Below are 13052 nucleotides of genomic sequence, written 5' to 3'. Positions count from 1 at the left end.
CGAGTACGCAGCAGGGAGATGGGGGCAGACGAGGAGGAGTCTGGGGCGGGCACGCATCTTTTCCAGTGGGAACGTGCGTGAAGGCTAGTGCCGCCGGACGCCAATCCGTGAAACACGATTCCGCTAAACGGAGCTGGACTCAGTTAGCCCAAGCTAATCCATGCTTATCGCGGGTATGCCAAGGCACCGGGGACGCGATCCTTGAGCTCGGCTTGTATCAAGTGCCCTTGCCGATCCAACCATCGAGCGACCCAGCCCGCCGCCGCTACGGACGTTCGGAACGGTCGGTCGATCTGCATGGTGCGCGCCTTGTGCCGGCGGATGGTTGCGGTACAGGTCGCGCCGTTCTGGCCGATGGTCGCCAGCCAAACCTGGGGTGCGGCGTCAGGCACGGCGATGCAGTGGCGGCTGGCCCCCAGCGCGGCCACCTCCCAATGAAAGCCACTGGGTAGCTCGGCGAGAATCGCGGTCGTCCTGTCCATTGGGTGAACACTACCCCTGTCCCGTCGCAAACGCCGAGACCCATTGGTCGGGAGAGCATGGGTTCTGCGTCGTACACTTGGGTAGGCCATGGCAGCCGGAATCCAACTTTTGGCAGTGGATCGCCGGCAGTTCTGTGGCCGTAATGGATGTCACATCACCAACAGGGGCTGCAATGAAGTTGTCGAACGAGGAGAGGCTGATCGTGGCCATGCTGGCGAGCGTCCAGCGTAGGCTTGGCATCATGGAGGAGCACGATGAAGTTGATCCGGACTTCGTCATGGGAGCGATCTACGCGGGACAGCAGTGGGCAATACCCGCCAGATATCCGGGGCTATTCTCCCCGGAAGCGCTGCCTCCCGTGGTTGACGAGGTTCGGGAACACCTTTCCATGTGGACTGCATTGGAACGTTGCTACGCCGAACTGCCCCCCGTCGAACAAGAGCGCGTCGCGGCCGCGGTAGGACCGAGCCGGATGCCGGTGCAGTTTCCGGGCTACGACGCTCAGCACGAACGAGACTATCTAGCCGTGACGCGCTTTACGGTCGAGTACATGCAGATGCACATGGAACTGGCCGACCGAGCCGACTATATCGCCGGCCAGCAAATGCTGCCGCTCTACGAGGCAATGATCGCGCGTTACCGACAAGAGCAAATATCGGCGGACGCCGATTCTCTGGCCCCCGAGCAGTTGATCCGGGTGTTGCAGACTACGGTGTGACCGAGCCCCGTGGCTGGCCGGGGTACCCGGCCAGCTTTAGCGTTCACTGCGCCGCTGTCGCCTCCAGTAACTGCCGGGCGCGCCGCTTCCCGATCTTCCGCAGCGACGCCAGCTTCACTACGAAGTTGTCGCTGGGCGTCTTGCCCGATTCCCAGAGATAGATCGAGCCGACCGACGAGCCGGCCAGCCGACCGAGCTGTGCGGCGCTGAGGTCCAGGCGAGCTCGCAGTTCGACCAGGGCTTGGGCCGAGAACCAGTCGCGTGCTTCCTGAAGGGAGACCTGCGAGGGGCGGCGCGGCCCGCGCGCCCCCTGCCTGGCCGGGGAGGAGGGAAGGGGCCGGCCGCGCTTGAGCGCGATCAACTCCTTCTTCTGTGCGGCGATCCGCTCAAGCAGCGGCGCGATTAGCAGCCGAGCTTCTTTCCGAGCGATTCGAACCATGTCGTTCTTGAGCTTTGCTTCCTTGGCGATCATGTTGAGTCCTGGGGTTGGGGGAAGTGGGGCATTGAGTTGGGCGAGATGAGCGGTCCCGTGACGGGGGTGCAGACCGCCTCAGTCCACATCGTCGCGAATCCAGACGAAACCGTCGGCGACGCCGATAAAGTCGCGGAATTCACGGCGGGTGCAGATCTGCTGCAAGCTGCGGATGTCGCGGTCGTAGTTGGCATCGGTGACCGCATCGGACAGACGATGGTGCGCTCGACCTCGCTCGTGCGCGCGGGCGATCGAGGCGACAAACGCGCGCTGCTTTCCGCGCAGGCTTAGCTGGCGGTGCCGGACCCTGAGCCAGGCATTGTCTGGTCCCATCTCGAACCAAAGTGGCTTCTCGCTACCAGCGTTCGAGTTCGGCTGCGGGTTTCGGGATGACGGATCTGCACGAATCTGACGTTCGATCAGCGCCTCGCGTTCCAGCCACAGGCCGTTGGTCTCCAGCTTGGCCACGCCAATGAGCGGCACGACTGACCAACCTGGCTTGCCGAGCGCGTCATGATGCATCCGCGACGTGGTCAGGATGATCAATCGCGGCGCGAGGATCTTGCGCAGAGCATTGACCACCTCGGCATAGTCGACCTGCCATCCGCAGCGCAAGAGCACGACGGAGACTACGCCGCGCGGCGTATCGATACTCGCCAGGTTCCACACGCGTTGCGCCAACAGCACGGTAGGCTTGGCTCGATCGCCGGCCATTTGGCGGCTCAGGGTCTCGGGCAACCAGTCGCGATGCAGCTGCACCGACTCGAAAGGCGGCCCTTGCGATTCGACTTGACCACCGCACTCCATGCACGGCAGCAAGCGGTGCTCGCCGGCTTCGTAGACATGTCGGGCCTGCTGCCGGCCGCAGTCCTTGCACTGGACGCGGCGTGTTCGCCGGGGCGCGTGGAATGCGCCCAGCGCAGCGAGATCGGCCATGACGTCTGCGCCCTTCGCGGGCAGCAGGGCGTCGACCGGTTCGCTTTCGAACCAGCGCAAATAGAGATTGAGCACGCAAGATACTTCCTTGATGTTTTTCTGGACGCAACCCGTCGATCAGGCCAGTTCCGGCCCGATGCAGTACGGCTCGTCGAAGGTGGTGCAGCAGCGGGTTACGGCGAAATCGAGCGATGTCGCCGCGATCCGATCTGGGCCGGATTCGGTAGGTGCGGTAGCTCGCATCGGCCTACGGAGGCGACGCGGATGGGGGCGCGGAATCGATCAGCGCAACGTTGGCGATGGCAGGAACGAGTAGTGCGAGTGAGGTGCAACAGTCCTTTGTTCATGGGGGAGTCCGGGGGATGACCACTTCAAGTGGTGGTATGTGACCTTGATCGCAGCCTATCGCGCACATGAACAGCCCGCAATACGACTCGCACTACTCGGACGTCCTGAGACAGTTCTGTATCGGTTCGATTCATGCTTCGTTACGCTTTCACCGGTTGGCGGCGCGAAATTCGAGCAGATCTCTAGCAACTTATATCAAACACGGCTTCAACCTATAGCAGCTTTCGGAAGACCCTCGCGTCCTCGGCACACCGTGCCGTTGATCGAACCGAGGAGTCATGGAGTGAGCAGCAACAACCTTTCCCCTGAGCAGCTCGCCGCGCGCTGGGAAGTCACGCTCGATACCCTGCAGCGCTGGCGCCGCGAAAAGGTCGGCCCACGCTTTTTCAAAGTCGAACGCCGCATCCGATATCGCCTTGAGGACATTGAGGCCTACGAGGGCGCGTCGCTGCGCTCATGCGGCATCGGCGCCGCGGGAGCCGCGGCATGACGCTGTTGGAGCGTTGCATCGGCCGCCCTGCATCGGAACTGGCCGAGTACCCGCCGGAGATGCTGCTGGATCTGAAACTGCAGGCCGCAGACGCCGTTGCCAGTGCGAAAGCACATTACGACCTCATCGATCGAGCGCTCGGTCTTCGATACCACCGGATTGCGGAACAACAGCGACTGGCCGAAGGGAAGGACACCGGAACGGTGACCTTCCGCGATGGCGTCGTTCGCGTCAGCGTCGAGTTGCCCAAGCGCGTCGAGTGGGACCAAACGCGGTTGAGCCAGATCGTGGAGCGCATTCGTGCAGCCGGCGAAGACCCTGGCGAGTTCGTGGAGATCAGTTACCGCATCAGCGAGGCCAAATACAGCGCATGGCCAGCGTCGATGCGGGCCTCGTTCGATGCGGCACGGACGCTCAAAAGCGGCAAGCCCACATTCCGCCTGTCGCTGACGGAAGGCAAATCGTGATGCGCATCGCAATTTTGAGTGGCATCAGCCAAGCACCGAGCCAGTCCGTTTCGGGCGAATGCCTGCCGGGAGGGGACTGATGGCCCTGCCGATTATCACCGCCACCGAGCGATTGGCCGAGACGCGCGGCGTCAAAGGCGTGTTGGTCGGGCGCTGGGGCCTGGGTAAGACCTACCAGCTGTGGTCGCTAGACCCGGCCACCACCCTATTCGTGGACATCGAAGCTGGGGACCTGGCGGTCAAACACTGGCCGGGCGACAGCCTGCGCCCGCGAACCTGGGACGACTGCCGAGACCTGGCCGTGTTCCTGGGCGGTCCGAATCCGGCGCTGCGCGACGGCCAGCACTTCAGCCAGTGGCATTACGAACAGGCCTGTCTGCGCTACGGCAATCCGCACGTGCTGGATCGCTACCGCACGCTGTTCATCGACTCGATCACCGTCGCAGGTCGCCTGTGCTTCCAATGGTGCAAGGGCCAGCCGCAGGCGTGCTCGGACCGGAACAACAAGCCCGATCTGCGCGGGGCGTACGGCCTGCTCGGTCAGGAAATGGTGGCGTGGTTGACCCATCTCCAGCATGCGCGGGACAAGCACGTCTGGTTCGTCGGCATCCTCGATGAGCGGACCGACGAGTTCAATCGCCGCTACCACGAACTGCAGATCGACGGCTCCAAGACCGGTCTGGAACTGCCGGGCATCGTGGACGAGGTGATCACCCTGGCGGAGATCAAGCCAGCCGAGGGTGAGCCGTACCGCGCGTTCGTCTGCCACACCGCCAATCCCTGGGGCTACCCCGCCAAAGACCGATCCGGCCGCCTCGACCTGGTCGAGCCGCCGGACCTGGGCCGGCTGATGCGCAAGCTCGGCGCGCCCGAGGCTGCCGCGGCCGACGCCCCTCCCCTTCACTAATTCGCAGGAGACGCGATGTCCAGCTGGAACGACTTCAACAGCGCCGAGAATCCGGCGTTCTCTCTCATCCCAAAAGGCACCCTGGTCAAGGTCCGCATGACGATTCGACCGGGTGGCTACAGCGACGAGGCCAATGGCTGGCTGCACGGCTGGGCCACCCGCAAGCCCGAAACCGGCGCCGTCTACCTCAATGCCGAGTTCGTCGTGGTCGAAGGAAAATACGCCAGGCGCAAGCTGTGGTCGTTGATCGGCCTGCACAGCCCCAAGGGGCCGACTTGGGGCCAGATGGGACGCAGCTTCATCAAGGGCGTACTCAACTCCGCGTTCGGGCTCCATCCGGACGATCAGAGCGCAGCGGCGCAGGCAGGTCGCTGCATCGAGAGCTTCGCGGACCTGGACGGCATCGTGTTCGCCGGTAAGGTCGACTGGGAGAAGGACAACGACGACGAAGACAAGGCCGTGGTCAAGGTTCCGATCATGCCCGACCACCCGCAATACAAAGAGGTCATGGGAGCGGTGTCGCCCTCGCGAACCAGCCCGACGGCGGCGCCGGTTCACCTCGCTACCGGATCGCTGTCGCCGGCCCCGAATTCGTCCGTTCCCAGTCGCCCCGTGTGGGCAGAGTAGCGCGGGCAACGGCTGATGACGCGAACCTCACCCCTGCAGGACCGGTATCCGAACCAGCACGGCATCTACATCGAACTGCGCAAGCTCTCCGGCGCCGACCTGGACGCCCTGGTTCAGCACTACCAGCACCAAGCTGACCTGCACCGGGCGCATGCTCAGGCGCTGATCGCCTACCGCGAACGCGTGGTCGACATGTCCCGCCATGGCCGATGACGCCGTGCTGGGCCTGTGGCAGGCCGGCGCGTGGGTTCGGTCATCTGGACCTGCGCCGCCGGATCGGTGATCCACGGCGGACACCGTACCGCTGGGCGTTCTGCTCGATGAGCTGCCAGAACGCCTTCCATCAACTCTACGACACCCGACGCCGGAGCGATCCGGCGTCGCTAGAGGAGCTTTTGCCTGTGACTCACCCGCTAACCCCTGACGCGCAGCGAGCCTGTTTGCGCGCGCTGGCTTCCGCCGCTGCTCGTGTCGGTTTCGATGTGCCGCTGGCGAAGTACACCCAGGTGCAAGCCACCGAGGTGATCGAAGCCGTAACGATGGCCTACCAGCAATTGCTGCATTTGCAGTCCGAGCCGAGCAAGAAACCGACCAAGACACCCACCGACGACGCGCCCTTCGACGACCCCATCCCCTTCTAGGCCGCCATGCTCGACTTCAACACCCACGATGTCTCCGAGCACCTAGGACGACTGGTCGATGCCGCGATGGAGCGCGAGGCGGCGACCCTGCCGCCTCGTGCTTATCTGGGTGCCTCCAGCCTCGGCGAGGACTGCGGCCGCCGCCTGCAATTCCAGTACTTCGACGCTCCCAAGGACATCGGCCGCCACTTTCCCGGCCGGCTGCTCCGGGTGTTCGCACGCGGCCACCGCGTCGAGGATTGGATGGCCGACTGGCTGCGCCTCGCCGGCTTCGACCTGCGCACCCGCGATGACCGGGGTGAACAGTTCGGCTTTGCCACGGCCGACGGCCGAATGCGCGGCCACGCCGATGGCGTGATCGTCGGGGGACCCGACAGCTTCCACTACCCGATGCTCTGGGAGAACAAGGCGGTCGGCACCAAGACGTTCCGCGAACTACAGAAGAAGCGGCTCGCCGCCAGCCGGCCGGTCTACGCCACTCAGATCGCGCTGTACCAGGCGTATCTCGGCTTGCACGGGCACCCTGCGCTGTTCACCGCGATCTGCGCCGACGACATGGCGATCTACGCCGAGCGCGTGGTGTTCGACCGTGGCCTGGCGCAGCGCGCGTCCGATCGCGCCGTCGAGATCCTGCGAGCCTGCGATGCCGCTGAGCTTCTTCCCCGCGTCGCCACTACACCCACCCATCAAACCTGTCGCCAATGTCCATGGCAGGACCGCTGCTGGTCCTTGCCGCTATCCCCCAAGTTGCACTGACTGAGAAATCGATGACTGCGGAGACTCTTCACACACCTGTCCCGGCCGCTTCCAACCACCCCCGTTGGGACGTAACAAGGCGGTCGGCATGATGAACTTCAACGAGGTCGATCCGCCGGAGCCCACGCGGCGATCCGATCGGCCCGAGCGTGAAGAAGTGCGGGCGCTGATTCTGCAGCGCTTGGAGGGCGTACTCAAATTGCTATATCCGCAGGGCCGCACGCGCCGCGGCACGTTCAGCGTGGGCGACATCCACGGCGCGGCAGGCGACAGCCTAGAGATCGCGCTCGGCGGCGACAAGGCGGGTCTGTGGACCGATCACGCCACCGGCGACGGCGGCGACATCTTCGACCTCATCGCCGCACACGCGAACCTGGACGCGCGCGACGACTTCGCCATCGTCCTGGCGATGGCCGCCGAGTTGGTCGGCCACGTGCCGGCACTAGCGCAACCGGGCAAGCGGCGCCGGTCCGAACCGGCGATCGACGAGCTCGGTCCGCACACCGCGCGCTGGGACTACCTGAGCGCGCAGGGCGAGCTGATCGCCTGCATCTACCGATACGACCCGCCCGAAGGCAAGCAGTACCGCCCCTGGGATGCCAAGCGCGGCAAGCACCAGGCGCCGACGCCGCGGCCGCTCTATAACCAGCCGGGTGTGGTCGCGGCGCTGGAGGTAGTCCTCGTGGAAGGCGAGAAGTCGGCCGATGCGCTGATCGCCCGCGGCTTCTGCGCCACAACCGCGATGAACGGCGCCAATGCCCCGATCGAGAAGACCGACTGGTCGCCGCTGGCCGGCAAGCACCTCCTGCTGTGGCCGGACAAGGACAAGCCCGGCTGGGAGTACGCGATGCAGGCGGCGCAAGCGGCCCTCAAGGCCGGCGCCGAGTCCTGCGCGATGTTGCACCTGCCCGAGGACAAGCCCGAGGCCTGGGACGCGGCCGATGCCGCCGAAGACGGCTTTGACATTGACGGCTTCCTGCGCGCAGGGGAGCGTACGTACCTTGCGCCCGGCAGCGACGACGCGCCGCCGCCGATCGACTTCGCCGGCCTGGACTGGAGCAGCGACGACGGCCTCGGCCTGGCGTTCACCCGCCACTACGCGGAGGACTGGCGCTATTGCGCCGCCTGGGGTCAATGGCTGAGCTGGACCGGCACGCGCTGGAACCCGGATCGGACCCTGGTCTTGCAGCACCTGGTGCGCGGTGTCTGCCGGGCAGCGCAGGTCTTCGCCGAGCGACCAACGCAGCGTGCGAAGCTCGCCTCGGCGTCGACCGTGGGCGGGGTGGAGCGGCTTGCGCGCAGCGATCCGCGCCACGCCTCGTTTGCCGAAAGCTGGGATCGCGACCTGTGGGCGCTGAACACGCCCAACGGCATCGTGGACCTGCGCCGCGGCACCCTGCGCCGGCACGCCCGCGGCGAGCACATGACCAAGCTGACCACGGCCAGCCCGGCGGGCGACTGCCCGACGTGGCAGCACTTCCTGGGTGATGTGACCGGCGGCGACGGAGACTTGGCCGCCTACCTGCAACGGGTGGTCGGCTACTGCCTGACCGGGGTCACTACCGAGCATGCGCTGTTCTTCCTCTACGGCACCGGGGCCAACGGCAAGTCCGTGTTCGTCAACACCCTGGCCACGATCCTGGGCGACTACGCCACCAACGCGCCGATGGAGACCTTCATGGAGACCCGTGGCGATCGGCATCCGACGGATCTGGCCGGTCTTCGCGGCGCGCGCTTCGTCGCCGCCAGCGAGACCGAGCAGGGCCGCCGGTGGAACGAGGCCAAGCTCAAGGCGATCACCGGCGGCGACAAGATCAGCGCGCGCTTCATGCGCCAAGACTTCTTCGAATACGTCCCGCAGTTCAAGCTGGTGATCGCCGGTAACCACAAGCCGGCGATGCGCAACGTGGACGAAGCGATGAAGCGGCGCCTGCACATGGTGCCGTTCACGGTCACCATCCCGCCCGAGCGGCGCGACCGCCGCCTGACCGAAAAGCTCCTCGCCGAGCGCGACGGGATCATGGCCTGGGCAGTCCAGGGCTGCCTGGAATGGCAACTGACCGGCCTGCGCGCGCCGCAGTGCGTGATCGACGCCACCGAGGAATACTTCGAAGAGGAAGACCGCGTGGGCGAGTTCGTCACCGAAGACTGCTACGTCCACCGCGACGCGCGAGTGTCGATCGAGGACGTCTTCCACCGCTGGCGCGAGCGCGGCGAGCAGCGCGGCGAGTACATCGGTACGTCCCGCTGGCTGGTGCAGCAGCTGATGGCGCGTGGCTTTACGCGGATGCGCCTGACCGGTGGTGTGAAGGGCCTCGTCGGAATTTCGCTCAAGCCGCGCGCGCACAACACCCGCCTTCCCTACGCCGACAACTGAGCCGAGTGACCGAAAGAGGCCGAAGAATCGTAAGTTCCTTACGTGTGCGCGCGCACACACGCGTATAGACTTACGAAATTACGGTCTCCTTCGGTCACTACGACAATGACGAAGAGGCAAAACAATGACTTACGAAGCACGCGCGCTGGGTGCAGAGCCCGGTGTCGTCAAAGCCGATCAACTTCGCCCATCGACGTACCCCGATCACGACGACCACGCGCCCACGATTCTGGCGCTCGATCTCGGCACCAGCTTGGGCTGGGCACTGCGGTTTACCGGCCTGGTCATCAGCGGCACTGAGCACTTCAAGCTGGGCCGCTTCGAAGGCGGCGGCATGCGCTACCTGCGCTTTGCCCACTGGCTGGATGAAGCCCGTGCCTTTGCCGGCCCATTCGAGGCGGTCTACTTTGAGGAAGTGCGCCGGCATCGCGGCGTCGACGCCGCGCACGCCTACGGCGGCTTCCTGGCCCAGCTCACGGCATGGTGCGAGCAGCACGGGATTCCCTACCAGGGCGTGCCCGTCGGAACGATCAAGAAGTTCGCCACCGGCAAGGGCAACTCGGACAAGGCGGCGATGATCGCGGCGGCGCAGCAGCGCGGGCATCACCCCAAGGATGACAACGAAGCAGACGCGCTTGCCCTGCTGTACTGGGCGGTGTCACGAGAGACCGCAGCATGAGCACGGTCTGGACGATCGACCAAGTAGCCGACCGCTTCCAAGAAGCGGCGATTACCGCGCGGCGTTTGCCGCCCGCACGGGTGCAGGGGTATGCGTCGTTCTGGCCCGACATCCACCGCCAGTCGTGGGAGGGCTACGCCGACGAGCGCATCATCCTGCGCTTCGCTGCGTCACCCGCAGCCATCGACCGGTTCGGCGAGACCGTACGCTGGCTGCATTGGCTGGACGAAGAGCAGCGCAGGTTGATCTGGCTGCGAGCGCAGTACGTTCCCTGGCGTGAAGTGTGCAACCGCACCGGCCTGATCCGGAAGACCGCATGGCGTCGCTGGCAGCATGCGCTCAGCCTGGTCGCGGTGCATCTCAACGGGACGTTGCCGCGATTTGCCGACGTGGAGATTGGTCTGGCTGCCGAGAGGGTTTCGCTTAACGCAGGTAAACGTGGCTAATCGCAGCTCTGGGAACACAATCCGCTGTCCCAAAAGTCCACGAATTACCCTAGTCTGATCCCCATGCTGATCGTGGTCTGTCGGGGGACAAGCCACCCAGCGCAGGTCGGCCCGAAGCGCTTCAGCACAGCATCGAGCGCTTCGGGCTGACCAATTCTTCTTCAGTCTCGACGCGATGTGTCGCGCGCCACGCGGCGGCGTCAGTCGAGGCCGCGGCCGTACGCCACGACGGCGCGCGCCCCACACGCGGCGACACGCTGCACCCTTCGGGCAGAAATCGCGGGTCCTTCCTGAGCGATCCCTGAAGCGGGGGGCATAGCCGCAAAACCCCGCTAGCGTCAACCTTCTTTATCGGGTTCGCAGTCGTTGCGACCCGGTTCGCACTCGGACTTCCCTTGAGCCCTCAGATCGAACTGCGCCCGATCGAGGCGCTGATCCCTTTTGCACGGAACGCCCGGACGCACTCCGATGCGCAGGTGGCGCAGATCGCCGCCAGCATCATCGAGTTCGGATGGACCAATCCGATCCTGGTCGATGGCAACAACGGCATCATCGCCGGCCACGGCCGGCTGCTCGCCGCGCGCCAGTTGAAGCTCGCTCAGGTGCCGGTGATCGAGCTGGCGCATCTGACCCCGGCGCAGAAGCGCGCTTACGTCATCGCCGACAATCGCCTGGCCGAGAACGCGGGCTGGGACGATGGCCTGCTCCGGCTGGAGCTGGCCGAGCTGCGCGATGTCGAGTTCGACCTGGATCTGCTCGGCTTCACCGATGCCGAGCTGGACGACCTGCTCACCGACGACGACCAGACCGGGCTGACCGAGGACGATGCGGTCCCCGAGGTGCAGGAACGGCCGATTTCCCGGCGCGGCGATGTCTGGATCTGCGGTAGCCACAAGGTACTGTGCGGCGACGCGACGGATACCGCGGACTACGGCGCGCTACTTGGCGACGAGCTGGTGGACATGACGTTCACTGATCCGCCCTACAACGTCGACTACGCCAACAACCCCAAGGACAAGCTGCGCGGCAAGCACCGCCCGATCCTCAACGACAACCTCGGCGGGGACTTCGGCGCGTTCTTGGAAGCCTGCTGCACCCAGATCGTCGCGCTGACCAAGGGCGCGATCTACATCGCCATGTCGTCGTCGGAACTGGATCGGCTCCAGACCGCGTTCCGCGCAGCCGGCGGCCGCTGGTCCACCTTCATCATCTGGGCCAAGAACAAGTTCACGATGGGCCATGCCGACTACCAACGGCAGTACGAGCCCATTCTCTACGGTTGGCGCGATGGAACGGAGCGCTATTGGTGCGGCGCGCGCGACCAGGGCGACGTCTGGTTCATCGACCGCACCAGCAAGAACGACCTGCACCCGACCATGAAACCGGTTGCGCTGGTCGAGCGTGCAATCCGCAACAGCAGCAAGAGCCGCGACCTGGTGCTTGACCCCTTCGGCGGGTCGGACACGACGATGATCGCCTGCGAGAAGACTGGGCGCCGCGCGCGGCTGATCGAACTGGACCCGAAGTACGCCGACGTGATCGTCCGGCGCTGGCAGGACCACACCGGCCAGGCGGCGATCCGGCAAGGGGACGGGGCCCGCTTCGAAGATGCCGCTAGCGAACTTGAGCCAGTAGACGCCGAATGACCCGCCTTGCCTACTACAACGAGAACGACCCTTACCTATGCGACTGGCTGCGCAACCTGATCCGGGCCGAGCTGATCCCGCCCGGCGACGTCGATGACCGGGACATCCGATCTGTTTCCGCCGCTGATGTCCGCGGCTACGCCCAATGCCACTTCTTCGCCGGCATCGGCGGATTCGCTTACGCCGCCCGCCTCGCCGGGTGGCCCGACGACGTGCCGCTGTGGACCGGCGGCTTCCCCTGCCAGCCGTTCAGCGTCGCTGGGCGCCAGCGTGCGCAAGCGGATGACCGTCACCTCTGGCCGGAACTGCATCGCCTTATTGCACAAGCGCGACCCGCTCTATTCCTGGGCGAGAACGTTACTGGCCTCATCCCGCTGGGGCTCGATGGAGTTCTCGCTGACCTGGAAGGCGAAGGCTACGCCGGCCGGGCGATTGTTGTTCCAGCTTGCGCCGTCAACGCCCCCCATCGGCGCGACCGGGTTTGGATCGTCGGGCGCCGTCTGGCCCACCGCGCTGACGCCGAGCGGCGGGCGCACGGTGCCGGCGGGGACAACACTGACCGGCCAGACGCCGGGCGGGAAGAAGCGGACCATCGAACTGGCTCAGGTGGCGCGAATGGTCTGGCCAACGGCCACGGCGAACGACGCCGAGAAGCGCGGCGACTTTGCGGCCGAGCGACGCAATGGCCTGCCGGGGGTGGCGAAGGCGGTGTGGAGCACCCCGCGCGCGCGCGACGGGGAGAAGGGCGGGCCGAACCAGGCCTTCGGCAGCGGCAGCACGCAGCCGCTCCCGGCGCAGGCAGTATGGGCAACACCGACGACGCGGGACCACAAGGATGCATCGAGCGTTGGCAGCGCGCCGGAGAATGGGATGCTTGGGCGGCAGGTCGCACCCTCGCCGGCCGGCGGATACCTGAACCCGGAATTCGTCTTCTGGCTCATGGGATACCCGGAAGAATTCCTCGGCTGCGCGCCGCCGGCAACGCGATCGTCCCGCAAGTCGCCGCCGAGATCCTGAGAGCACTGCGCCCCTGACGCTGCACGGCGCGGGGCGGCGGCC

Annotated in this window: 15 protein-coding genes; 13 read left to right on the top strand and 2 right to left on the bottom strand. The window is 65.6% G+C overall.

Annotated elements, in window-relative coordinates; all coding sequences use genetic code 11:
* The first annotated feature begins 655 nt into the window (after window positions 1–655).
* Window positions 656–1201, top strand: coding sequence for a YfbU family protein (locus V2J18_RS00215; RefSeq protein ID WP_336130513.1), 546 nt, complete (start codon window positions 656–658; stop codon window positions 1199–1201).
* 43 nt (window positions 1202–1244) lie between these two features.
* On the opposite strand, the gene V2J18_RS00210 is transcribed toward V2J18_RS00215, so the two are convergent.
* Window positions 1245–1673, bottom strand: a complete 429-nt coding sequence (locus V2J18_RS00210; RefSeq protein WP_336130512.1) for a helix-turn-helix domain-containing protein — start codon at window positions 1671–1673, stop codon at window positions 1245–1247.
* Window positions 1674–1751: 78 nt separating this feature from the next.
* Complete coding sequence (locus tag V2J18_RS00205; protein ID WP_336130511.1) at window positions 1752–2684, bottom strand: hypothetical protein; 933 nt, start codon at window positions 2682–2684, stop codon at window positions 1752–1754.
* 556 nt (window positions 2685–3240) lie between these two features.
* Here V2J18_RS00205 and V2J18_RS00200 point away from each other — a divergent pair.
* The 12 genes from V2J18_RS00200 (at window position 3241) to V2J18_RS00145 (ending at window position 13027) form a co-directional block, all read left to right on the top strand.
* The gene (locus tag V2J18_RS00200) at window positions 3241–3447 is read left to right on the top strand and encodes a helix-turn-helix domain-containing protein (RefSeq protein WP_336130510.1); all 207 of its coding nucleotides are present in this window, start codon (window positions 3241–3243) and stop codon (window positions 3445–3447) included.
* Window positions 3444–3914: a hypothetical protein gene (locus tag V2J18_RS00195; RefSeq protein ID WP_336130509.1), complete on the top strand. Its 471-nt coding sequence runs from the start codon at window positions 3444–3446 to the stop codon at window positions 3912–3914. Before V2J18_RS00200 ends, V2J18_RS00195 begins: the two co-directional genes overlap by 4 nt.
* Before the next feature lie 79 nt (window positions 3915–3993).
* Entirely contained in the window at window positions 3994–4821 is an 828-nt protein-coding gene (locus tag V2J18_RS00190; protein WP_336130508.1) for an ATP-binding protein, read from the top strand.
* A 15-nt stretch (window positions 4822–4836) separates the two neighbouring features.
* Complete coding sequence (locus tag V2J18_RS00185; RefSeq protein ID WP_336130507.1) at window positions 4837–5448, top strand: hypothetical protein; 612 nt, start codon at window positions 4837–4839, stop codon at window positions 5446–5448.
* A gap of 15 nt (window positions 5449–5463) precedes the next feature.
* Window positions 5464–5661 carry a hypothetical protein gene (locus tag V2J18_RS00180; protein ID WP_336130506.1) on the top strand — a complete coding sequence of 66 codons (198 nt, stop codon included), beginning with the start codon at window positions 5464–5466 and terminating at the stop codon, window positions 5659–5661.
* 107 nt (window positions 5662–5768) lie between these two features.
* Window positions 5769–6089: a DUF6511 domain-containing protein gene (locus V2J18_RS00175; protein WP_336130505.1), complete on the top strand. Its 321-nt coding sequence runs from the start codon at window positions 5769–5771 to the stop codon at window positions 6087–6089.
* 6 nt (window positions 6090–6095) lie between these two features.
* Complete coding sequence (locus V2J18_RS00170) at window positions 6096–6845, top strand: PD-(D/E)XK nuclease family protein (protein WP_336130504.1); 750 nt, start codon at window positions 6096–6098, stop codon at window positions 6843–6845.
* A gap of 88 nt (window positions 6846–6933) precedes the next feature.
* Window positions 6934–9222 carry a phage/plasmid primase, P4 family gene (locus V2J18_RS00165; protein ID WP_336130503.1) on the top strand — a complete coding sequence of 763 codons (2289 nt, stop codon included), beginning with the start codon at window positions 6934–6936 and terminating at the stop codon, window positions 9220–9222.
* Window positions 9223–9346: 124 nt separating this feature from the next.
* Window positions 9347–9901, top strand: a complete 555-nt coding sequence (locus V2J18_RS00160; RefSeq protein WP_336130502.1) for a crossover junction endodeoxyribonuclease RuvC — start codon at window positions 9347–9349, stop codon at window positions 9899–9901.
* Window positions 9898–10347, top strand: a complete 450-nt coding sequence (locus V2J18_RS00155) for a DUF6362 family protein (RefSeq protein WP_336130501.1) — start codon at window positions 9898–9900, stop codon at window positions 10345–10347. The genes V2J18_RS00160 and V2J18_RS00155 overlap by 4 nt, the downstream gene beginning before the upstream one ends.
* Window positions 10348–10742: 395 nt before the next feature.
* A complete protein-coding gene (locus V2J18_RS00150) occupies window positions 10743–11993 on the top strand; it encodes a site-specific DNA-methyltransferase (RefSeq protein WP_336130500.1) in 1251 nt (416 codons plus the stop codon).
* Window positions 11990–13027: a DNA cytosine methyltransferase gene (locus V2J18_RS00145; protein WP_425605916.1), complete on the top strand. Its 1038-nt coding sequence runs from the start codon at window positions 11990–11992 to the stop codon at window positions 13025–13027. Before V2J18_RS00150 ends, V2J18_RS00145 begins: the two co-directional genes overlap by 4 nt.
* The last annotated feature ends 25 nt before the right edge of the window (window positions 13028–13052 follow it).

Origin of the sequence: Lysobacter firmicutimachus (genome assembly GCF_037027445.1) — a bacterium.
Lineage (GTDB): Bacteria > Pseudomonadota > Gammaproteobacteria > Xanthomonadales > Xanthomonadaceae > Lysobacter > Lysobacter firmicutimachus.
Note: the sequence above shows the minus strand (reverse complement) of the source record. Positions and strands in the feature narration are given on the sequence as shown.